Source organism: Mixta tenebrionis (assembly GCF_006517625.1).
GTDB classification, from domain to species: domain Bacteria; phylum Pseudomonadota; class Gammaproteobacteria; order Enterobacterales; family Enterobacteriaceae; genus Mixta; species Mixta tenebrionis.
The window spans coordinates 257761-280306 of record NZ_VHQI01000003.1; the positions used below are offsets into that span (position 1 = coordinate 257761).

21 protein-coding genes are annotated in these 22546 nt (G+C 56.0%); 16 read left to right on the forward strand and 5 right to left on the reverse strand.

All coding sequences use genetic code 11. The annotated features are described in order from the left end of the window. Nucleotides 1-12 precede the first annotated feature (12 nt). Together FKM52_RS06780 and FKM52_RS06785 are read left to right on the forward strand one after the other, a co-directional pair. Nucleotides 13-2358, forward strand: coding sequence for a beta-glucosidase family protein (locus FKM52_RS06780; RefSeq protein ID WP_141175435.1), 2346 nt, complete (start codon nt 13-15; stop codon nt 2356-2358). Between the two features lie 28 nt (nt 2359-2386). Next, on the forward strand, nt 2387-3361 hold the full coding sequence (locus tag FKM52_RS06785) for an AraC family transcriptional regulator (protein ID WP_141175436.1): 975 nt from the start codon (nt 2387-2389) through the stop codon (nt 3359-3361). Here FKM52_RS06785 and cobO read toward each other — a convergent pair. Both cobO and FKM52_RS06795 read right to left on the reverse strand, forming a co-directional pair. Then, nucleotides 3333-3926, reverse strand: a complete 594-nt coding sequence (gene cobO / locus FKM52_RS06790) for a cob(I)yrinic acid a,c-diamide adenosyltransferase (RefSeq protein ID WP_141175437.1) — start codon at nt 3924-3926, stop codon at nt 3333-3335. The genes FKM52_RS06785 and cobO overlap by 29 nt on opposite strands. Next, nucleotides 3926-4687, reverse strand: a complete 762-nt coding sequence (locus FKM52_RS06795) for a YciK family oxidoreductase (RefSeq protein WP_141175438.1) — start codon at nt 4685-4687, stop codon at nt 3926-3928. The genes cobO and FKM52_RS06795 overlap by 1 nt, the downstream gene beginning before the upstream one ends. A 197-nt stretch (nt 4688-4884) precedes the next feature. Here FKM52_RS06795 and sohB point away from each other — a divergent pair, with 197 nt between their 5' ends. Further along, nucleotides 4885-5934 (forward strand): protease SohB, encoded by a 1050-nt coding sequence (sohB, locus tag FKM52_RS06800; protein ID WP_141175439.1) that lies wholly within the window; start codon nt 4885-4887, stop codon nt 5932-5934. Between the two features lie 36 nt (nt 5935-5970). On the opposite strand, the gene FKM52_RS06805 is transcribed toward sohB, so the two are convergent. Next, nucleotides 5971-6222 (reverse strand): DUF2498 family protein, encoded by a 252-nt coding sequence (locus FKM52_RS06805; RefSeq protein WP_141175440.1) that lies wholly within the window; start codon nt 6220-6222, stop codon nt 5971-5973. 404 nt (nt 6223-6626) lie between these two features. Between FKM52_RS06805 and topA the strand changes: the two genes are divergently transcribed. The 5 genes from topA to acnA all read left to right on the forward strand — a co-directional run bounded on the left by topA (nt 6627) and on the right by acnA (nt 14435). Then, nucleotides 6627-9215 carry a type I DNA topoisomerase gene (gene topA / locus FKM52_RS06810; protein WP_141175441.1) on the forward strand — a complete coding sequence of 863 codons (2589 nt, stop codon included), beginning with the start codon at nt 6627-6629 and terminating at the stop codon, nt 9213-9215. A gap of 251 nt (nt 9216-9466) precedes the next feature. Further along, nucleotides 9467-10441 (forward strand): HTH-type transcriptional regulator CysB, encoded by a 975-nt coding sequence (gene cysB / locus FKM52_RS06815; RefSeq protein ID WP_141175442.1) that lies wholly within the window; start codon nt 9467-9469, stop codon nt 10439-10441. A gap of 502 nt (nt 10442-10943) precedes the next feature. Further along, nucleotides 10944-11099: a YmiA family putative membrane protein gene (locus FKM52_RS06820; RefSeq protein ID WP_377091407.1), complete on the forward strand. Its 156-nt coding sequence runs from the start codon at nt 10944-10946 to the stop codon at nt 11097-11099. A gap of 2 nt (nt 11100-11101) precedes the next feature. Further along, the gene (locus FKM52_RS21655) at nt 11102-11266 is read left to right on the forward strand and encodes a hypothetical protein (protein WP_160250192.1); all 165 of its coding nucleotides are present in this window, start codon (nt 11102-11104) and stop codon (nt 11264-11266) included. A 493-nt stretch (nt 11267-11759) separates the two neighbouring features. Further along, nucleotides 11760-14435 carry an aconitate hydratase AcnA gene (gene acnA / locus FKM52_RS06825; protein WP_141175444.1) on the forward strand — a complete coding sequence of 892 codons (2676 nt, stop codon included), beginning with the start codon at nt 11760-11762 and terminating at the stop codon, nt 14433-14435. Nucleotides 14436-14473: 38 nt separating this feature from the next. On the opposite strand, the gene ribA is transcribed toward acnA, so the two are convergent. Continuing rightward, nucleotides 14474-15067 carry a GTP cyclohydrolase II gene (gene ribA / locus FKM52_RS06830; RefSeq protein WP_141175445.1) on the reverse strand — a complete coding sequence of 198 codons (594 nt, stop codon included), beginning with the start codon at nt 15065-15067 and terminating at the stop codon, nt 14474-14476. 230 nt (nt 15068-15297) lie between these two features. Here ribA and pgpB point away from each other — a divergent pair, with 230 nt between their 5' ends. The 5 genes from pgpB to yciH all read left to right on the forward strand — a co-directional run bounded on the left by pgpB (nt 15298) and on the right by yciH (nt 18965). Beyond that, on the forward strand, nt 15298-16068 hold the full coding sequence (gene pgpB, locus FKM52_RS06835) for a phosphatidylglycerophosphatase B (protein WP_141175446.1): 771 nt from the start codon (nt 15298-15300) through the stop codon (nt 16066-16068). Nucleotides 16069-16212: 144 nt separating this feature from the next. Next, nucleotides 16213-16518 carry a LapA family protein gene (locus FKM52_RS06840; RefSeq protein ID WP_141175447.1) on the forward strand — a complete coding sequence of 102 codons (306 nt, stop codon included), beginning with the start codon at nt 16213-16215 and terminating at the stop codon, nt 16516-16518. A 6-nt stretch (nt 16519-16524) separates the two neighbouring features. Continuing rightward, nucleotides 16525-17694 carry a lipopolysaccharide assembly protein LapB gene (lapB, locus tag FKM52_RS06845; RefSeq protein WP_141175448.1) on the forward strand — a complete coding sequence of 390 codons (1170 nt, stop codon included), beginning with the start codon at nt 16525-16527 and terminating at the stop codon, nt 17692-17694. A 228-nt stretch (nt 17695-17922) separates the two neighbouring features. After that, complete coding sequence (gene pyrF, locus FKM52_RS06850) at nt 17923-18645, forward strand: orotidine-5'-phosphate decarboxylase (protein ID WP_141175449.1); 723 nt, start codon at nt 17923-17925, stop codon at nt 18643-18645. Continuing rightward, entirely contained in the window at nt 18642-18965 is a 324-nt protein-coding gene (yciH, locus tag FKM52_RS06855; RefSeq protein ID WP_141175450.1) for a stress response translation initiation inhibitor YciH, read from the forward strand. Before pyrF ends, yciH begins: the two co-directional genes overlap by 4 nt. A 76-nt stretch (nt 18966-19041) precedes the next feature. Here the strand turns inward: yciH and osmB are convergent, their stop codons facing one another. Then, a complete protein-coding gene (gene osmB / locus FKM52_RS06860) occupies nt 19042-19257 on the reverse strand; it encodes an osmotically-inducible lipoprotein OsmB (protein WP_141175451.1) in 216 nt (71 codons plus the stop codon). Nucleotides 19258-19649: 392 nt separating this feature from the next. Here osmB and araD point away from each other — a divergent pair, with 392 nt between their 5' ends. The 3 genes from araD to FKM52_RS06875 all read left to right on the forward strand — a co-directional run bounded on the left by araD (nt 19650) and on the right by FKM52_RS06875 (nt 22511). Further along, nucleotides 19650-20351, forward strand: coding sequence for an L-ribulose-5-phosphate 4-epimerase (gene araD, locus FKM52_RS06865; protein ID WP_141175452.1), 702 nt, complete (start codon nt 19650-19652; stop codon nt 20349-20351). 168 nt (nt 20352-20519) lie between these two features. Next, nucleotides 20520-21503, forward strand: coding sequence for a 2-keto-3-deoxygluconate transporter (kdgT, locus tag FKM52_RS06870; RefSeq protein ID WP_141175453.1), 984 nt, complete (start codon nt 20520-20522; stop codon nt 21501-21503). 141 nt (nt 21504-21644) lie between these two features. Next, on the forward strand, nt 21645-22511 hold the full coding sequence (locus FKM52_RS06875) for a crotonase/enoyl-CoA hydratase family protein (protein ID WP_141175454.1): 867 nt from the start codon (nt 21645-21647) through the stop codon (nt 22509-22511). The last annotated feature ends 35 nt before the right edge of the window (nt 22512-22546 follow it).

A 22546-nucleotide genomic window follows, 5' to 3' on the forward strand; every position in this document is an offset into this window, starting at 1 on the left:
GGGAGATAAAAAATGAACGGTGATTTCCATAGCACTATTGCCGCGATGACGGCAGAGGAAAAAGTGGCGCTGCTGACCGGCAGCGGGTTGTGGCGCACGGCGTCGCTGCCGCAGCATGGTATCAGCGATATTGTGATGACCGATGGCACCTACGGGGTACGCTACAGCAGCGCGCAAATCGATGGCGAAGAGAAGTGGAGTATGGATGACTTTATTTCGGTTATCACTCAAAGCGCCGGACAGGCCAGCGTGAAAGAAGAAGCGACGAAGGGAGGAAGCGAAGCGCTGTTCAGCGCCTCGCTGCCGGCGACCTGTTTTCCGAACGGTTCCAGCCTGGCCTGTAGCTGGGATGTAGAGCTGGTGCGGCAAATGGGCCAGGCGCTGGGGCGCGAATGCCAGCAGATGGGCGTGGATATTCTGCTGGGGCCGGGCATTAACATTCGCCGTACGCCGCTGGCGGGGCGCGGCTACGAATATTATGCGGAAGATCCGGTAGTCAGCGGCGATCTTGCCGCCGCGTTAATTAACGGGCTGCAGGAAGAGGGCGTCGGCGCCAGCCTGAAACATTTTGCCGCGAATAATTCTGAATACCGTCGTACCGAAATGGATTCGATTATCGAAGAGCGGGCGCTGCGTGAAATCTACCTGGCCGGCTTTCAGCGGGCGATTGCTAAATCGCAGCCCTGGACGGTGATGTCCTCTTATAATCGCCTCAACGGCGTGCAAACCTCGCAGGACCCGTTTTTGCTTACTCAGGTGCTGCGCGACGAATGGGGCTATGACGGGTTGGTAATGTCTGACTGGTACGGCATCAAGGATCGTCCGGCGTCGCTGTTGGCGGGCAACGATCTGGCGATGCCGGAAACGCGTCGCGATAAACAGACGCTGCTGGCGGCGATAGCGTCTGGGGAAGTGCCGATGGAAGTCGTGGATCGCGCCTGCCTGCGCATGCTGCAGCTGGTGGATAAAGTTAAGCGCCATCGTCGCCCGCAGACCCGCGCGGATTTTGCCGCCCATCACGCTTTGTCGCAGCGTTTAGCGGCAGAATCTATTGTCTTGTTGAAAAATGAAGGCGATCTGCTGCCGCTGGATGCACGGAAAACGCCGCGCATCGCGGTGATCGGCAAGCCTGCGCAGGAACCGGTGATTCAGGGCTCCGGCTGCGCGACGACGGTGCCTTATTTACTGGATCGCCCGCTGGATGAAATTTTCGACCTCGCCGGCGATGAATTTCACGTCTCGTGGGCGATCGGCGCCCCGGATGATACGCACTGCGATGAGCAGGCGCTTGCTCAGGCGCGCGAAGCGGCGCAGGCTGCCGATGTCGCGCTGGTATTCGTCAGTACTGCGGTAGGCGAAGATGGCGAAAACGGCGATCGTCAGGATCTGAATATTTTGCCGGTTCATGAGCGTCTGATACATGAAGTTGCGGCGGTACAGCCAAATCTGGTAGTGGTGCTTGCTAACAGCGATGCGGTGGTCATGCCGTGGCTGGGCGAATGCCGGGCGCTGCTGGAGACGTTTTTTGCCGGGCAGGGAATGGGGCGCGCGGTAGCGGAAATCCTGTTCGGCAAGCGCAATCCGTGCGGCAAACTTACCGTGACGATGCCGAATACGCTGGAAGAGACGCCGGCGTGGCTGCACTATCCCGGTGAAAATCTGCGCCACTATTATGGTGAAGGTTTGTTTGTCGGCTACCGCTATTATGATAAACGCCAGCTTACGCCGCAGTTCCCGTTTGGTTTCGGCCTGAGCTATACCCGCTTTGCCTATGACAATATAGCGCTTTCGGCCTGTCGGATAGGCGCCGGGGAAACGCTGAACGTGACGTTTGATTTGACCAACTGCGGCGACCGTGAAGGTAAGGAGATTGTCCAGCTCTACGCGGCGGCTCCCGCCGGGGAGCTGATTCGCGAGGTGCGGGCGTTAAAAGCCTTCACGAAAGTGGCGCTGGCCGCCGGCGAGACGCGTCGCGTTACGCTCTCTCTGCCGATAGCCGATCTGGCCTGTTATCATCCGGGCCTGGCGGAGTGGGTGATCACGCCGGGAAAATGGCAAATTTTCGTCGGCGCCTCATCGCGCGATCTGCCGCTGTCCGCCAGCGTTGAGGTGGATTGCCCTGCGCGCTACCTGCCGCTGCGCGATGATAACTCTCTGCAGCAGCTGATTCAGCAGCCGGAAGCCTTCGCCCGCGTAGTGGCGCTGATCGCCGCGAAGAGTGGAGTACCTGAACCCCAGGTGCGCGAAAAGCTGATTCGTCTGGCGCCGGATATGGTTTTCGGATTGCTGACTTCTTTAACCGAGTTTCTGGCGCTGGACATCGAGCGTGATGAACTCAATGCGGTGCTGGCCGGTTAGCCGTAAACAGAGTGCCAGGAGGTAACGCATGTTCCCTTTTTCAGCGACTCATTCTCGCCCGGCCGCCCATGTCGGGCAGCAGGCGGCAAACAGCGGCTACGAACTGATCGCCTTCGATGCTGAGAAGCTGAACGTGTTTGCCGCTGAGGTCCGCTACTGCGAGCCTCACTGGCATGCGGCGCCTGAACTGATTACCGTGCTGAGCGGCCGTTTCACGGTGGGCGTTGGGCAACAGCAGGTCGAGCTGGGCCAGGGGGAGATGCTGTACCTTAACGCCGGGGAGGTGCACTCCCTCAGCGCGGAGATGGCGGCCAGCCAGCTGGTGACGGTGCAGTTTTCTCCGGGGCTGTTTGATGAGATGCACCCTGCTTTGCAGCTGAGCTGGTGTACCGCCGGGCGCGCCAGCAGGGCTGCGGATTGCGCGGTGCGGCAGCGATTAATCGCGCTGCTGGAACAGCTGGTTGATAACCGTCGGCCGTTTCAGCGCATCGCGGCCATCTATCTGCTGCTGGATGCCCTGGCGGCGGCCGGAGAGCCGTTGCAGCGCGCGGAAAGCTCTTTGCGCGAAGCGTCGATGATCAAAAAGGGCATTGACTATATTAACCTGCACTACGATCGGCCGCTGACGCTGAGCGAAGTGGCCAGCCACAGCGGCATGAGCTATTCATGGTTTTCCCGGCTGTTTAAAAAGGTCAGCCGCTATAATTTTAAAGAGTATTTGACGCTGGTACGGTTAAACAAAGCGCGGAATCTGCTGCGCGACACGCGCACGCCGATCACCGAAATCAGTCATAGCTGCGGCTTTCAGGAACATAAATACCTGATTGCCGCTTTTAATAAATATTGCGGCCTGACGCCGACTGAATACCGTAAGCGCTTTGTCTCGCGGCAAAACCTTCCCGACAGCGAGCTGGCGCCCGGCGAGGATTGCCGCTGCCTGCCGCTTAACCGCGCTCTGCTGGCGCGGCTGGCAGCTAATAATCGATCCCCATCTGCGCCCTGACGCCGGCATCAAACGCATGTTTTACCGCACGCATTTCACTGACGGTATCGGCCAGTTCAATAATGTCGCGATGGCAGCCGCGTCCGGTAATAATTACCGTCTGATGGGCCGGGCGGTTGCGCAACGCGCTCAGCACCTCCTCCAGCGGCAGGTAATTGTAAGCCACCATATAGGTGAGCTCATCCAGCAGCACCAGGTCCAGGTTTTCGTCCGCCAGCATACGCCTGCCGTGCCGCCAGACGGCCAGGCAGGCGGCAGTGTCGCTTTCGCGATCCTGCGTATCCCAGGTAAAGCCGGTTGCCATTACCTGAAATTCCACGCCGTGCGGTTCCAGCAGATTACGTTCGCCGTTGGGCCATTCGCCTTTGATAAACTGAATCACGCCCGCTTTTTGGCCGTGTCCGACGGCGCGGGCCACGGTGCCGAAGGCGGCGGTGGTTTTGCCCTTGCCGTTGCCGGTAAACACCAGCAAAATGCCGCGCGTTTCGCTGGCGGCGGCAATGCGCGCCTCTACCTGCTGTTTAAGGCGCTGCTGGCGCTGTTGATGACGATCGTTTTGCGCCATTATTCCGCCGGCCCCGGTTTGCGTCCCGGCTGGGCGTCAAAGCTGATGCCGGTCTTGCGACGGCTGTCGTCGCCCATCAGATAGAGATAGATCGGCATAATTTCCGCCGGCGTTTTCAGCTTTGCGGCATCCTCATCGGGAAAGGCGCTGGCGCGCATTTTGGTGCGGGTGCCGCCCGGATTGATGCAGTTCACCCGCAGATTGCGGTTTTTATACTCTTCGGCCAGCACCTGCATCATTCCTTCAGTAGCGAATTTCGATACCGCGTAGGCGCCCCAGCCGGATCGCCCCGTGCGGCCAACGCTGGAACTGGTAAAGACCAGCGAGCCCGCCTCCGATTTCAGCAGCAGCGGCAACAGCGCCTGGGTCAGGAAAAAGGTGGCGTCAACGTTAACGCGCATTACCTGTTGCCAGATCGCCGGCGCCAGGTCGGCGAGCGGCACAATGTCGCCCAGCACGCCTGCGTTGTGCAATACGCCATCCAGCCGCGGCACCTGCTGCGCCAGCTGCCCGGCGAACTCACGGCAGCTTTCCGGCGTCGCCGTTGCCAGATCGAGCAGGCAAACCAGCGGTTCAGCCTTGCCCAGCGCGCCGATCTCATCGCTGACGCGCTGCAGCTTTTCTGCGTTACGGCCCAGCAAGATAACCTGCGCGCCGTAGCGCGCATAGGTTAACGCCGCCTCCCGGCCGATACCGTCGCTGGCGCCGGTGACAAGAATAATTCGATGATTAAGCAGGTCGCTTTTAGGTTGATAATGCAAAACGGCTTCCTCGGCGAGTAAGAGCTCAGCACGGGGCTGAGGAGAGCGAATGGGGGAGTTATGCCTGAAAAAAGGTTTCAGTTCAACGCCGTCGCGTCCATTTCCTGCGCCTGCGCTGCTTTACAGGCGACGAAGTGAAACGACTCAGTTACACTACGGCTCTGGTTTCAGCAAGGATATAAGCAAAGGCGGTTCGAGTGGATTTATTATTCTGGTATGCATTATTTTTGGCAAAGGCGGTTACCGTGGTGCTGGCCATCGCTGCGGTCGCTCTTATTTTGGTCAACGTGACCCAGCGTAAGCGTGGACAGCCCGGACAGCTGCACGTAACCCAGCTCAACGAGCGCTACCGCGAAATGAAAAGCGAAATGCAGCTGGCAGCGCTGCCGCCGCAGGAGCAGAAGCTGCGTCATAAGGCGGAAAAGAAAAAGCAGAAGCAGGAGGCGAAAGCGGCAAAACAGCGGGCGAAGCAGGGACTCTCCAGTATGGATGGTAAACCAACGCTTTACGTGCTGGATTTTAACGGCAGCATGGATGCCGGTGAAGTCACGTCGCTGCGTGAAGAGATTTCAGCGATTACCGCGGTAGCGCGCGCGCAGGATGAAGTGCTGCTGCGGCTGGAAAGCCCCGGCGGCGTAGTACACGGCTACGGGCTGGCGGCCTCGCAGCTGCAGCGCTTGCGCGACAAGGGCATTCCGTTAACGGTGGCGGTAGATAAGGTTGCCGCCAGCGGCGGATATATGATGGCCTGCGTGGCCGATCGCATTGTCGCCGCGCCTTTCGCCATTATCGGCTCGATCGGCGTAGTGGCGCAGGTGCCGAACTTTAACCGCCTGCTCAAGCGTAACGATATCGATGTTGAACTGCATACCGCGGGCGAATATAAGCGCACGCTGACGCTGTTTGGCGAAAACACCGAGCAGGGACGTAACAAATTCCGCGAAGATCTTAACGAAACGCACCAGCTGTTTAAGCAGTTCGTACAGCAGATGCGTCCGGTGCTGGATATCGATCGGGTCGCTACCGGCGAACACTGGTACGGCAGCCAGGCGCTGGAAAAACAGCTGATTGACGCGCTGGGCACCAGCGACGATCTGATTATCGAGCGCATGGCGCAGTTTAATGTTATCAGCGTGCGCTATACGCGGCGTAAAAAACTGCTGGAGCGCTTTACCCAGAGCGCCGCCGACAGCGCCGCGCGTCAGCTGATGAAACTGTGGCAGCGCGGCGATAAACCGCTGCTGTAATGTTGCGGCGACGCCCGGCGCGCTACCGGTCGGGCGTCATTCCGCTAAATGATATTTTTCCGACAGCGCTACCGTCAGCGCTTTAAAGATATTAAATACCGCGGTGCTTTTCGCCGTTGGCAATCCATTCTCGTCGAGAAAATAATCGCCGCGAAACACCAGCAGCTGCCCGTTCTGTTCGACTTCGCTGACCTTAACCCCGGCAAAATAATCGTCATGTTCGCTGATCAGCGCATTCGCTTTTTCAATGAGTTGTTGACGTGAAAGCGGTGACGTTTTGGCGTTCATTATTTAATCCCATTTTGACAGACCCATATTCTCTTCTATATTACTGGCCTGTTGCCGTTGACCGCAAATACCCTGTGGATATGCTCGCGTAGCAAAAAGCGGCAAAAGTGGCGTAAACCCAGGCAAAATGCTAATTAAGTTGCGTATCAGATTTTATCAGGTAGAGTGTGGGCGTTTCAGGGTCCGGGCGTAAAAATGGCTTTACGCTGGCGGCGGGAAGCGCCGGTTCTCAGCTAAAAAACGCCGTTAATCAGTGCGATAAGCTGAAAAGCAAGCCGATATCCGCAGCAAAAAAGACCGGGTTGAATTTTTTCAATCTGCAGCAATATAGGTTGACATGCTGACTGGCAACGCTGGAAAACGCCATCATTACATTCGGACGTATTCATCAGGTAAAGGTAAATATGGGTAAAGCTCTCGTAATAGTCGAGTCCCCGGCAAAGGCCAAAACGATCAATAAATATCTCGGTAAAGACTACGTGGTGAAATCCAGCGTCGGTCATATACGTGATTTGCCGACCAGTGGCTCGACGGTGAAAAAGAGCGCTGACGCTAAACCAGCCAAAAAAGGCAAAAAAGATGAAAAGACGGCGCTGGTTAGCCGTATGGGCGTCGATCCCTGGCACGGCTGGAAAGCTGACTATCAAATTTTGCCCGGTAAAGAGAAGGTTGTCTCTGAACTAAAAGCGCTGGCGCAGGAAGCCGATCATGTTTATCTCGCCACTGACCTTGACCGCGAAGGGGAAGCCATTGCCTGGCACCTGCGGGAGGTGATCGGCGGCGATGACAAACGCTTCAGCCGCGTCGTGTTCAACGAAATCACCAAAAACGCGATTCGTCAGGCGTTTGAAAAGCCGGGCGAACTGAATATCGACCGCGTTAACGCCCAGCAGGCGCGCCGTTTTATGGACCGGGTAGTGGGCTATATGGTTTCGCCGCTGCTGTGGAAGAAAATCGCCCGCGGCCTTTCTGCCGGACGCGTGCAGTCCGTCGCGGTACGGCTGGTGGTGGAGCGCGAGCGCGAAATCAAGGCGTTCGTGCCGGAAGAGTATTGGGAGCTGAGCGCCGATCTCACCACGCCGAAGGGCAGCGATCTGCCGATGCAGGTCACGCATCAGGGCGATAAGCCGTTCCGTCCGGTTAATCAAGAGCAGACGCAGGCGGCGGTCAGCCTGCTGGAAAAAGCGCGTTTTCGCGTGGAAGATCGCGAAGACCGGCCAACCAGCAGCAAACCGGGCGCGCCCTTTATCACCTCGACGCTGCAGCAGGCGGCCAGCACCCGTCTGGGCTTTGGGGTGAAAAGAACCATGGCGCTGGCGCAGCGGCTGTATGAAGCGGGGCATATCACCTATATGCGTACCGATTCAACCAACCTGAGCCAGGATGCCGTTGCGATGGCGCGCGGCTATATCGAATCCACCTTCGGCGAGAAGTATCTGCCGAAAAGCGCTAACGCTTACGCCAGCAAAGAGAACTCGCAGGAAGCGCACGAAGCCATTCGTCCTTCCGACGTTACCATTCAGGCTGAACAGCTGAAGGATATGGAAGCGGATGCGCAGAAGCTGTATCAGCTGATCTGGCGTCAGTTTGTCGCCTGTCAGATGGTGCCGGCGCAGTATGACTCTACCACGCTGACGGTGGCCGCCGGCGAGTTCAGGCTGAAGGCCAAAGGGCGTATTCTGCGTTTCGACGGCTGGACCAAAGTTATGCCGGCGCTGCGCAAAGGCGATGAGGATCGTATTTTACCGGCGGTTGAGCCAGGCGACGAACTGAGCCTGCAGCAGCTCAATCCCAGCCAGCACTTTACCAAGCCGCCGGCGCGGTTCAGCGAAGCTTCGCTGGTGCGCGAGCTGGAAAAACGCGGTATCGGGCGGCCATCCACCTACGCGTCGATTATCTCCACCATCCAGGATCGTGGTTACGTGCGCGTGGAAAGCCGCCGTTTCTATGCTGAAAAGATGGGCGAAATCGTGACCGATCGCCTGGAAGAGAATTTCCGCGAGCTGATGAACTACGATTTCACCGCGCATATGGAAGACAGCCTCGACCAAGTGGCGAATGAGCAGGCCGAGTGGAAGGCGGTGCTGGATCACTTCTTTGCTGATTTCAGCAAGCAGCTGGATCAGGCGGAAAAAGATCCGGAAGAGGGCGGCATGCAGCCGAACCCGATGGTGTTGACCTCTATCGACTGCCCGACCTGCGGGCGGGAAATGGGGATCCGTACCGCCAGTACCGGCGTGTTCCTTGGCTGTTCCGGCTATGCGCTGCCGCCGAAAGAGCGCTGTAAGCAGACCATCAACCTGATTCCGGAAAATGAAGTGCTGAATATTCTGGAAGGCGATGATGCGGAAACCAACGCGCTGCGCGCGCGCCGCCGCTGCCAGAAATGCGGTACGGCGATGGATAGCTACCTGATCGATAATCATCGCAAGCTGCACGTCTGTGGTAATAACCCCAGCTGCGACGGTTACGAAATCGAGCAGGGTGAATTCCGTATCAAGGGCTATGATGGTCCGATCGTTGAATGTGAAAAATGCGGCTCTGAAATGCACCTGAAAATGGGACGTTTCGGCAAGTATATGGCCTGCACCAACGAAGAGTGTAAAAACACGCGCAAAATCCTGCGTAACGGCGAAGTTGCGCCGCCGAAGGAAGATCCGGTGCCGCTGCCGGAGCTGCCGTGTGAGAAATCGGACGCCTATTTCGTGCTGCGCGACGGCGCGGCGGGCGTATTCCTCGCGGCCAACACCTTCCCTAAATCGCGTGAAACCCGCGCGCCGCTGGTGGAGGAGCTACAGCGCTTTCGCGATCGTCTGCCGGAGAAGCTGCGCTATCTTGCCGATGCGCCTGCTACCGACGATAAAGGCAATAAAACGCTGGTGCGCTTTAGCCGTAAAACGAAACAGCAGTACGTCAGCTCCGAAAAAGATGGCAAGGCGACCGGCTGGTCGGCTTTCTTCGTTGACGGCGCGTGGCGCATAACGGAAAAGTAACGTTGTCTTAATGACCAGAGGCCAGTCTTTGACTGGCCTTTATTTATTGCGGGGGCGATAACATTATCGGCCTTTTCTCCCTCCGCCTTATAGCTAAAAGCTATACATCAGATTGAAAAATGTTATAGTGGTTATAGTATCACCTTCTGAATTTTCCTAACGCGATACCCGTTCGTTAAGCGCCTTCCTTGCGGATCTCTTCCCGGCTGCGCACGGGTTCGGCGCGTGGCTTTATCATCGGGATGAATGACATGAAATTACAGCAGCTGCGTTATATCGTGGAAGTGGTCAATCACAATCTGAACGTCTCCTCAACGGCGGAAGGGCTTTATACTTCGCAACCGGGCATCAGTAAGCAGGTGCGTATGCTGGAGGATGAGCTGGGCATCCAAATCTTTGCCCGCAGCGGCAAGCATTTAACCCAGGTAACGCCCGCCGGCGAAGAGATTATCCGTATCGCCCGTGAAGTGCTTTCCAAAGTAGAGGCGATTAAATCGGTAGCGGGCGAGCATACCTGGCCCGATAAAGGATCGCTGTATGTCGCCACCACCCATACGCAGGCGCGCTATGCGCTGCCGGGCGTCATCAAGGGCTTTATTGAGCGCTATCCGCGCGTGTCGCTGCATATGCATCAGGGATCGCCAACGCAAATTGCCGAAGCGGTAGCCAAGGGCAATGCCGATTTCGCCATCGCTACTGAAGCGCTGCATCTGTATGACGATCTGATTATGTTGCCCTGCTACCACTGGAACCGGGCGATCGTGGTGACGCCCGATCATCCGCTGGCGAGCAAAAAGGCGATCGCTATCGAAGAGCTGGCGGAGTACCCGCTGGTTACCTATACCTTTGGCTTTACCGGGCGTTCTGAGCTGGATACCGCTTTTAATCGGGCCGGGCTCTCTCCGCGCATCGTTTTTACCGCTACCGATGCCGACGTTATCAAAACCTATGTCAGGTTAGGGCTGGGGGTAGGGGTGATTGCCAGCATGGCGGTAGATCCGGTTTCCGATCCCGATTTAGTTCGTATCGAGGCTGCCGATATTTTCACCAACAGCACCACCAAAATCGGCTTCCGGCGCAGCACTTTTTTACGCAGCTACATGTATGATTTCATTCAACGTTTTGCGCCGCATCTGACGCGTGACGTGGTGGATACCGCGGTTGCTTTGCGTTCTAATGAAGATATTGAAGCAATGTTTAAAGATATCCGTCTGCCGTTCAAATAATAAACCACATAAATAAAAGGGAAATAAGGTCGCTGCGGCGGCCTTTTTGCTTTAATACCAGCCAATTGCACACTTTACAGAATCTTTATGATCATTTTGCTGTAAATGAAACATTCATCACATGTTTTTTTATTGTTATTAATTAAATGAGAAACAGAACACATTTTTATGCGGGCGCTTTTGCAGAGTGCCAGGACTATTCTCATACTCAACTTAAAGCGAGCCGTAAGCGCAGGCGGCAGGCAGTATGAAGTTGTTTTTGTCTGTTATTCACTGGATCGGTTTGTGGGTTTTTGTGCAATATTTGACTTAAGGAGAGATGCGCCTTTGACAGGTTTGATAAATTATATTGATAAGTATTTAGGGCAACGATAAATTGTACTAATCGTTGAACTCAACAAAAATAGCTGGATTTTTGGTCTTAAAATGTTTAGGATTTCTCCTAAAAGCTGATTGGTGTTAACAATCATTTTATTGAGAGTGATTATCAAAAACTATGGCTATGAGAATATCAGTACAACCTGGCGTACAGAGCGGCACAAATAACGTAGCACGCAGCGGAATGAGCCTTCGTCGTAAAGCCTGGTTGGCAGTCTTTGCTGCTTCCGGCCTGTTCTGGATTGCTGTTGCATTACTGGTTTGGCAATTGTGGAGTTAATTATGTGGGAACAAGCAGTGCGTATTAAAACGCAGCCGGTCCGCAAATTAAAAACGGGCAGCTGCACGCCCAAGCCGCAGGAAAAAGTGGCGATCCCGCAAGAGTGGGCGCTTAGCGACGCTCAGCGCAGCTTTATTGAATTAATGATGGACAGTAACAACAAATAAACCACAGTTACTGTCGGTAAATAAGTTATTAAAAATAACTGCTCAATCATTCCTTCCTGTTGATCGGTGACACGATCGAGGCGTTTTAACCGCCTGAAAGATTTAACCAACCCGGCATTCGGCAGAATCTATTTAGCGACTTAAATAGATTCGATGTTCTGTGTCTTAATGAATCGGAAATCGACCTGAGAGGTGATGATGAATATTTCTCTGTTCTCATTTTGTAGTGCTTCCGCCTATTCACTGCTGGTTTGGATGGCTGCCGTCTGGCTGTTTATGCAGTAACCTCTCTCAGCTTTACCCCTTGTTTATCTGGCGCCCCGTTGGTTTACCGCGGGGCGTTTTGTTTTTCCTGCGCCGCCTCTGCACATTGCTTGCAACGACGATGTGTTGATTAGTGTTGTTATCAAAACGTTAACTTTGGTTTGTACTATCTTTAACGGAGACCTTGCCGTCTGGCAGGTTATTAAGAACGCTATAAAAAGGAGGAGCTATGTCGTTATCTCTGCGAGATATCAGCCAGGAGACACTGGACGTTGACGGGCAGCGCTATTATTACTATAGCCTTTCACGTGCCGCTCAGCAGCTGGGCGATCTCTCCCGCTTACCGAAAACCCTTAAAGTATTAATGGAAAACCTGCTGCGCTGGCAGGATGGAAGCTCCGTTACCGCTGAAGATATTCAGGCGCTGGCTGACTGGCAAAAAAACGCTCACGCCGATCGCGAAATCGCCTGGCGCCCCGCGCGCGTGCTGATGCAGGATTTTACCGGCGTACCGGCGGTAGTGGATCTGGCCGCTATGCGTGAAGCGGTGAAGCGTCTCGGCGGCGAAGTAGCCAGAGTTAATCCGCTGTCGCCGGTCGATCTGGTGATTGACCACTCCGTTACCGTCGATCGTTTCGGCGATGATGACGCGTTTGAAGAAAACGTACGCCTTGAAATGGAGCGTAACCACGAGCGCTATGTCTTTTTGCGCTGGGGGCAGAAGGCGTTTGATAAATTCCGTGTGGTGCCGCCCGGCACCGGCATCTGCCATCAGGTGAACCTGGAGTATCTCGGTAAAGCGGTGTGGCACGAAGAACAGGAAGGCAAACGCTTTGCCTGGCCGGATTCGCTGGTCGGCACTGATTCGCATACCACCATGATTAACGGCCTCGGCGTGCTGGGGTGGGGCGTAGGCGGCATCGAGGCGGAAGCCGCAATGCTTGGACAGCCGGTATCGATGCTGATCCCGGACGTTGTGGGCTTTAAGCTGACCGGCAAGCTGCGTCCCGGCATCACGGCGACTGACCTGGTGCTGACCGTTACCCAAATGCTGCGTAAGCATGGCGTGGTCGGCAAGTTTGTCGAGTTTTACGGCGACGGGCTGGACGATCTGCCGCTGGCCGATCGGGCGACCATCGCTAATATGGCGCCGGAGTATGGCGCCACCTGCGGCTTCTTCCCCATTGACGGCGTGACGCTTGGCTATATGAAACTGACCGGCAGAAGCAGCGAACAGGTGGCGCTGGTGGAAGCCTATGCGAAGGCGCAGGGGCTGTGGCGTAATCCGGGCGATGCGCCGGTTTTCACCAGCACGCTGGAACTGGATATGGATGAGGTTGAGGCGAGCATTGCCGGACCGAAGCGTCCGCAGGATCGCGTTGCGCTGGGAGCGGTGCCGCAGGCTTTTCAACAGAGCAACGAGCTGGAAGTCAACCATGCGCAAAAAGCGCACCGCCCGGTTGCCTGGTACGACGGCGAACAGCAGCATGAGCTGAGCGATGGCGCGGTAGTTATCGCCGCTATCACCTCCTGTACCAATACCTCTAACCCCAGCGTGTTGATGGCCGCCGGCCTGCTGGCGCAAAAAGCGGTGACGCTTGGCTTACAGCGTAAACCCTGGGTTAAGGCATCGCTGGCGCCCGGCTCTAAAGTGGTATCGGACTACCTGGCCACCGCGCGTCTGACGCCCTGGCTGGATAAGCTGGGCTTTAACCTCGTGGGCTACGGTTGTACTACCTGCATCGGCAACTCCGGCCCGCTGCCGGAAAATATCGAAAACGCCATCAGGCAGGGCGACCTGACCGTCGGCGCCGTGCTGTCGGGCAACCGAAATTTTGAGGGACGTATCCATCCGCTGGTTAAAACTAACTGGCTGGCTTCGCCGCCGCTGGTGGTGGCCTATGCGCTGGCGGGAAATATGAATATCAATCTGCAAACCGATGCCATCGGCGAAGATCACAGCGGTAAGCCGGTATACCTGCGCGATATCTGGCCTTCGCCGGAGGAGATCACCGCGGCGGTGCAGCAGGTTTCCAGCGATATGTTCCTGAAAGAATATGCGGAGGTCTTTGACGGCACGCCGGAATGGCAACAGATTAGCGTCAGCGAGGCGGCCACCTACGACTGGGATGAAGGCTCGACCTATATTCGCCTGTCGCCATTTTTTGATGAAATGGAGAAAACGCCGCGGCCGGTTGCGGATATCAGGGGAGCGCGCATTCTGGCGATGCTGGGCGATTCGGTTACTACCGACCATATCTCCCCGGCGGGCAGCATTAAGGCGGAAAGCCCGGCAGGACGCTATTTGCTGGCGCACGGCGTCGAGCGTACCGATTTCAACTCCTATGGCTCGCGGCGCGGCAACCATGAGGTTATGGTCCGGGGCACCTTCGCCAATATCCGTATCCGTAATGAGATGGTGCCCGGCGTGGAGGGCGGCATGACGCGACTGGAAGCGGGCGGCGAACCGCTCTCTATCTATGATGCGGCGATGGCCTGGCAGCAGCAGGGCGTGCCGCTGGCGGTAATTGCCGGCAAAGAGTATGGCTCCGGATCGAGCCGTGACTGGGCCGCGAAAGGACCGCGCCTGCTTGGCGTGCGGGTGGTCATCTGCGAATCCTTTGAGCGTATTCATCGCTCGAATCTGATCGGCATGGGAATTTTGCCGCTGGAGTTTCCGCAGGGCGTTACCCGCAAAACGTTGCAGCTGACCGGCGATGAGCGGATTGATATAGAAAACCTGGCGGCACTGCAGCCTGGCGGCACGGTGAAGGTAACGCTAACGCGCCCTGATGGCAGCCAGCAAGAGCTGGCGACCCGCTGCCGCATCGATACCGGCAACGAGTTGACCTATTACCAGAACGACGGCATCCTGCACTATGTTATTCGCAATATGCTGAACTGAGAAAAAAGCCGGGTAGAGAAACCCGGCTTTTTTATCCGTCACGCTTTGGGCAGCAGATGGCCCATTTTTTCCGCTTTGGTATCAAGATAGTGAGCGTTTTTCGGGTTGCGCCCGACAATCAGCGGCACGCGCTCAACGATATTAATGCCGGCCTCGCTGAGGATCTCTACTTTACGCGGGTTGTTGGTCAGCAGGCGAACTTCGTCCACGCCCAGCAGCTTAAACATATCTGCGCACAGCGTAAAATCACGTTCGTCAGCGGCGAAGCCCAGATGATGATTAGCTTCAACGGTGTCGTAGCCCTTATCCTGTAACGCATAGGCGCGAATCTTGTTCAGCAGGCCGATATTACGGCCCTCCTGACGATGATAAAGCAGAATGCCGCGGCCCTGTTCCGCAATCGCATTCAGCGCCGCCTCCAGCTGAAAGCCGCAGTCGCAGCGCAGGCTGAACAGCGCATCGCCGGTCAAACATTCAGAGTGAACGCGCGCCAGCACGGCTTCGCTGCCGCTGATATCACCAAATACCAGCGCGACATGGTCGTGGCCGGTAGCCAATTCTTCGAATCCCACCATGAGGAAGTCGCCCCAGGGCGTGGGCAGTTTAGCTTCTGCCACCCGTTTAAGCTGCATGTGACTCTCCAGAACCATCTTAGGTTGCGCTATCATCAAGCTAGCGCGTATTGGTCAGCTGACCGAAAATATTGTGAACTATTTTGCCATAACCCGTCCGAATACAGGTAATACGACGTGACGATTGATGCGATAACGCACGATTATCCATGTTGTTCTGGTTATGTTGTTAATTTCTAAGCTATTATTAAATTCCAAACGGCAGTTTTCAATAACTATAAGGAAGAAACATGCTGGAGATAGCAAAACGCACGGCGTTAGGCGCGCTGTTACTGTCGCTAATGCCGCTTGCCATATGGCTTTCCGGCTGGCAGTGGCAGCCCGGCGCCAGCGGGCCGGGCTTGCGCTTTCTGTTCTGGATGACGGAAACCGTGACGCGCCCATGGGGCATTCTCACCAGCGCGATCCTGTGCGCCTGGTTTCTCTGGTGCCTGCGCTTTCGCCTGAAGCCGGCGCTGCTTTTGCTGGCGATCATGGTATCGGCTATTCTGGCAGGTCAGTATGCCAAGTCATTTATTAAAACGCTGGTGCAGGAGCCGCGCCCTTATGTGCTCTGGCTGGAGAAGACGCACAACATTCCGGGCGATCGCTTCTATCAGTTGGATCGTCAGGCGCGCGGCGCGATGGTGCAGCAGCTGGTCGCCGATGATAACCATATTCCCTCATGGCTGAAGCGCCACTGGGCGTTTGAAACGGGTTTTGCTTTTCCTTCCGGGCATACCATGTTCGCCGCCAGCTGGGCGCTGCTGGGAATCGGCCTGCTATGGCCGCGCCGCCATCTGAAAACCGTCTGGGTATTAATGATATGGGCCGCAGCGGTAATGGGAAGCCGGGTGCTGCTGGGGATGCACTGGCCGCGCGATCTGCTGGTGGCGACCTGGATCAGCTGGCTGCTGGTGACGCTGGCCAGCTGGCTGACGCAGCGGCTGTGCGGACCGCTGACGATTCCTCCTGATGAGCAGCAGGAGATCGTCCAGCGCGAGCAGGAGAAAAAATCCTGATTGCAAAGCGCCTTTCAGGCCCCATAAATGAAACAGAAGAACAGGCTATCTATCATCGTGCTAAGTTAAGACGATTTCTGATCAAGCATCGTTATAACATTTTTGGCATAATCTTTTGGCTTACACCGAATTACAGGATGACATGTGAAATATTTACTGATCTTTTTATTGGTTCTGGTGATATTTATCATCTCCGTTACGCTCGGTACTCATAATGACCAGGTGGTGACCTTTAACTACCTGATTGCACAGGGCGAATACCGTATTTCCACGCTGCTGGCTTCGCTGTTCGGCGCCGGTTTTGTACTGGGTTGGGCAATTTGCGGCCTCTTCTGGCTGCGGGTGCGCGTGGCGCTGGCAAATGCGCAGCGTAAGCTGAAGCGTCTGCAGCAGCAGACGGTACAGACTGAAAGCGTAACCCCGTCGCCGTCGACTGCCGTCAAGGAATAATTTTTCATGTTGGAACTGCTGTTTCTGTTACTGCCCGTGGCCGCGGCCTATGGCTGGTACATGGGGCGCAGAAGTGCGCAGCAGGATAAACAGCAGGAAGCCAACCGCCTGTCGCGTGACTATGTCGCAGGCGTAAACTTTCTGCTGTCAAACCAGCAAGACAAAGCGGTGGATCTCTTTCTTGATATGCTGAAAGAGGATAGCGGCACGGTAGAGGCGCACCTGACGCTGGGCAATCTGTTCCGTTCGCGCGGCGAGGTCGATCGCGCTATTCGTATCCACCAGTCGCTGATGGAAAGCGCGTCGCTGAACTATGAGCAGCGGCTGCTGGCGGTACAGCAGCTGGGACGCGATTATATGGCGGCGGGGCTTTACGATCGTGCCGAAGAGATGTTCGGCCAGCTGACGGATGAAACCGATTTTCGCCTTAGTGCGCTGCAGCAGCTGTTATTGATCTATCAGGCGACCAGCGAGTGGCAGAAAGCCATCGACACGGCGGAAAAGCTGGTTAAGCTGGGGAAAGACCGTCACCAAATGGAGATCGCGCACTTTTATTGTGAGCTGGCGCTGCAGGCGATGAGCAGCGACGATCTCGATCGCGCCCTGAACCTGTTGAAAAAGGGGGAGGCCGCCGATCGGCAGAGCGCCCGCGTCTCTATTATGATGGGGCGTATTTTTATGGCGAAGGGCGACTACGCGCGCGCCGCCGACCATCTGCAGCGCGTCATCGAACAGGATAAAGAGCTGGTCAGCGAAACGCTGGAGATGCTGGAGAGTTGTTATCAGCATCTGGGGCAGCCGGCGGCCTGGGCCGACTATCTGCGCCGCTGCGTGGAAGAGAATACCGGCGCGCAGGCCGAGCTTTATCTGGCCGACGTGCTGGAGCGCGAAGAGGGCGCCGAAATGGCGCAGGTTTATATAAACCGCCAGCTGCAGCGCCATCCCACTATGCGCGTTTTTCATCGCCTGATGGATTTCCATCTGCACGAGGCGGAAGATGGCCGGGCAAAAGAAAGCCTGATGGTGCTGCGCGATATGGTTGGCGAGCAAATTCGTACCAAGCCGCGCTACCGCTGCCAAAAATGCGGATTTACCGCTCACGCGCTTTACTGGCACTGCCCATCCTGTCGCGCCTGGTCTTCCGTTAAGCCAATCCGCGGCCTGGACGGACAGTAGGCCGTCCGCGCCCGCAATGGGCTAATCAGCCGTGGGTGAACCGCCTTTTAGTTACAACATACTAAAAAAATAAAAACTCCAGGCCGCCTCGCCTTAGGTGTAAAGGCGCAGCAGGAAAAGAATGGCGGAGCGGGGAGAGGGTTAAGGCTGTTTTCCACCGCGTTGCGCAGGTAAAATGGCAGCGTTTTCTCCTGCGCCTTGCGCCGCTTATAAGTTGAAGGAATAGCCATGTCTCAACCTCAAAACCTCATCGACTCGCCCGTTTTAGTGGCGCTGGATTATGCCGATCGCGATCGCGCGCTGGCCTTTGTTGACCGTATCGATCCCCGTAGCTGTCGGCTTAAAGTCGGCAAAGAGATGTTTACGCTGTTCGGGCCGCAGTTGGTTCGCGATCTGCATCAGCGCGGTTTTGAGGTATTCCTCGATCTGAAATTTCACGATATTCCTAACACCGTCGCCCACGCGGTGGCCGCCGCGGCCGACCTTGGCGTCTGGATGGTTAACGTTCACGCCAGCGGCGGGGCGCGCATGATGACGGCCGCCCGCGAGGCGTTACATAGCTTTGGCGCCCAGGCGCCGCTGTTAATTGCGGTCACGGTGTTGACCAGTATGGAAGCCGCCGATCTGCATGATATCGGCATCACGACGACGCCGGCGGAGCATGCGGCGCGGCTGGCGCGTTTGACGCAGCAGTGCGGGCTGGACGGCGTGGTTTGCTCCGCCCATGAGGCGATAACGCTGAAACAGCAGCTGGGCCAGGCGTTTCAGCTGGTAACGCCCGGTATCCGCCCGGCAGGCAGCGACGCGGGCGATCAGCGTCGTATTATGACGCCGCTACAGGCGCAGCAGGCGGGCGTCGACTATATGGTGATCGGGCGTCCGATTACTCAGTCAGCCGATCCATCCGCCACCCTGCAGGCCATCCTTGCTTCATTGCAGGAGGGGGCATGAGTAAAGAAAATCCTCTGGTCTATTCCACCGACGGCGGGCGTATCGTCCAGCCGGAAGCCGAAGCGCCACGGCCGAAAGGCGATGGCGTGGTGCGCATTCAGCGGCAAACCAGCGGCCGTAAAGGGAAGGGCGTTTGCATTATTACCGGTCTCGATCTGGACGATGCCGATCTGCATAAGCTGGCTGCCGAGCTAAAGAAAAAATGCGGCTGCGGCGGTGCGGCGAAAGAGGGCGTAATTGAAATTCAGGGCGATAAGCGGGATGCGCTGAAAAGCCTGCTGGAAGCCAAAGGTTTTAAGGTGAAGCTGGCGGGCGGTTGAAAAAGCGGGGCCGCTCACTGAGCGGCCCCGCTATTATGGTAGATGCGCTGCGTAGCCTGTCATTATTATTTAAATATCAGTCAATCTGGTGACCGATAATACCGCCCACTGCGGCGCCGCCTATCGTGCCGAGACCGCTGCCGTTCGTCAGCACTGAGCCGCCGATGGCGCCTGCGCCCGCGCCAATTGCGGTATTGCGGTCGCGTTTAGACCAGTTGCTGCACCCTGCCAACGAGAGCGCAAGAACGGTAGCCAGAACGGTAGCAGAAATGCGTTTTGCATTTTTTGTCATAATTACTTCTCCTTAATTGTGCTCGCAGAGGAAACCCTTTAAGTATAGACGGCTTACTCTGCGTCTCTGGTTCGCTGATGGTTTATTTTCGATTGCTTACACATCCCTGTCTGCGCCGCTTACTTAACGGCGCAGGCTTACCTCCCCGCATCCTCTCCGTCAGGAACAGCAATAACCGCTAATGCTAAGAGTGCTAATTATCACGCCCGGTCAAATTGCATCAATTAATTATAGGTACTACCAAAAATTGCAACAGGTTAAAAACTCCTAATTAACTTCGCAAAAACGGCGTGTCAGCCAATTAGCGTCATCTAATCAGCCAGCGGTTCCATACCTTTGCCGGGTCAGCCCACTAACAATAGGACATTCACAGAATGCGGGATGGAAAATTTATGCTGGAACAACTTAAAGAACAGGTGCTTGAAGCGAATCTGGCCCTGCCGGAGCATCGGCTGGTGACCTTTACCTGGGGAAACGTCAGCGCTATCGATCGCGAACGCGGTTTGCTGGTGATTAAGCCTTCCGGCGTCAGCTATAAGGCGATGAAGCGTGACGATATGGTGGTGGTGGCGCTGGAGAGCGGTGAGGTTGTCGAAGGCGATAAGCGCCCCTCTTCAGATACGGCCACGCACCGCGCGCTCTATCAGGCCTGGGATAATATCGGCGGTATTGTACATACCCATTCGCGCCACGCCACCATCTGGGCGCAGGCGGGGCGTGATATTCCGGCCTGGGGCACTACTCATGCTGATGACTTCTACGGTGCCGTTCCCTGTACGCGCAGGCTGAGCGACGAAGAGATTGCGGCAAGCTATGAGTGGGAAACCGGGCAGGTAATTATCGAGACCCTACGCCAGCGCGATATCGCACCACACGTCATTCCGGCGGCGCTGGTTCATTCCCATGGCCCTTTCGCCTGGGGCAAAAACGCTGAGCAGGCGGTGCATAATGCGGTCGTGCTGGAAGAGGTAGCTTATATGGCGCTTTTCAGCCAGCAGCTTGCGCCTGCGCTGCCGGCGATGCAGCAGTCATTACTCGATGTGCACTGGCTGCGTAAGCATGGATCGAACGCCTGGTATGGGCAAAAAAATTGAGGTTAATCGCATAATTGAAACAATTGTTCGAGTTTTTATAAAACAACGTTTCAAAAATATAGGCGAGATCACTTTTTCCATCAAAAAATAGGGTTATGTTGCGCGCCATCGACCCTATTGGGCCGTGCAGGACCGAATCATTGTCCTGTTTAACTAAGGTGGAAAAAAATGCAAATCAAGAAAGCTATCGATAAAATTCCAGGTGGGATGATGTTAGTGCCCCTTTTTTTGGGGGCGCTTTGTCATACCTTTTCCCCCGATGCGGGCAAACACCTGGGATCGTTTACCAACGGTCTGATGAGCGGGACGGTGCCGATTCTGGCCGTCTGGTTCTTCTGTATGGGCGCGTCGATTAAAATCAGCGCTACCGGCACCGTGCTGCGTAAATCCGGCACGCTGGTAGTCACTAAAATCGCCGTTGCATGGATCGTTGCCGCTATCGCTTCCCGTTTTATCCCGGAAAACGGTTTCGAAGTTGGTATGCTGGCAGGGCTTTCTACGCTGGCGTTAGTGGCGGCGATGGATATGACCAACGGTGGTCTTTACGCATCGCTCATGCAGCAGTACGGCACAAAAGAAGAGGCGGGCGCCTTTGTTCTGATGTCGCTGGAGTCCGGCCCGCTGATGACCATGGTCATCCTCGGCACGGCAGGTATCGCATCCTTTGAGCCGCACGTATTTGTCGGCGCGGTGCTGCCGTTCGTTGTCGGCTTTACGTTAGGCAACCTCGATCCTGAGCTGCGTGAATTCTTCAGCAAAGCGGTGCAGACCCTGATTCCTTTCTTCGCTTTCGCGCTGGGAAATACCATCGATCTATCCGTAATCGCGCAGACAGGTCTGCTGGGTATTCTGCTGGGTATTGCAGTGATTATCGTAACCGGTATTCCGCTGATTATTGCCGATCGCCTGATTGGCGGCGGCGACGGTACGGCGGGCGTGGCGGCGTCCAGCTCGGCGGGCGCGGCGGTAGCAACGCCGGTGCTGATTGCGGAAATGGTGCCGCAGTTTAAACCGGTAGCGCCAGCGGCAACCACGCTGGTGGCAACTTCAGTGATCGTCACCTCGCTGTTAGTGCCAATCATTACTGCCGTTTATTCTAAGTGGGTGAAACGTCAGCATATTGCCGCTGACCAAACCGCGGCGATAAAATAATATCCTGCCTGCCTCACCGACGCATTTGTCGGTGGGGCTTTCTGCTTTTTATCTTAAAAATCAGCCCTTCATTCAGTGTTGTCTCGCTCTGCATTACGCTGGTGATGCGTTTAACGCATCAATTATACAGAGGATGAGACTATGTCAGTAATTAACCAACCCACCTGCAGACTGTTCACTGAAGCTGGACAAACTACCCAACTGGATGCTTATTATGAAGAAGAGCGACGTACCATGTGGATGTTGCTACGGGCGGAACCGCGTCCATCCTTCAATCATGGGCTGATAGAAGAGATCATGAACCTGAGCTATGCCGCTCAGCGTTCAGGTTTAACCATTGATTTTTGGGTAACCGGCTCGCTGGTGCCGCAGATGTTTAACGCCGGCGGCGATCTCAGCTTTTTTGTCGACTGCATCCAGAATGGACGCCGCGAAGCGCTACGCGCCTATGCGCGCGCCTGTGTCGACTGCATTCATGCGGCGGCACGCGGTTTCGATACCGGCGCGGTGACTATCGCGATGGTGGAGGGCAGCGCATTAGGCGGCGGCTTCGAGGCGGCGCTGGCCCATCATTTTCTGCTGGCCCAGAATAATGCCCGTATGGGATTCCCGGAAATCGCCTTTAATCTGTTTCCGGGGATGGGCGGCTACTCGTTGGTAGCGCGTCGTGCGGGTATGAAACTGGCGGAAGAGCTGATCTGCGAAGGTGAAAGCCATACCGCAGAGTGGTTCGAAACGCGCGGCCTGGTGGATCGGCTGTTTCAGCCGGGAGAGGGCTACCGCGCCACCCGCACCTTTATCGATACGCTGCGTCCGAAGCTCAACGGCGTTAAGGCGATGCTGAAGGCGCGTCAGCGCGTGTTGCAGTTAACCCGCGCTGAGCTGATGGATATCACCGAAGACTGGGTAGATTTCGCTTTTTCCATTGAAGAGAAGGATCTCGCCTATATGGCGCGCCTGGTGCAGCTGCAAAACCGACTCAGTTCGCAGCTGCGTAAAGCCAGCTAACCGCTACCCTTCAGGTCTGAAAGTCATTAACAGGA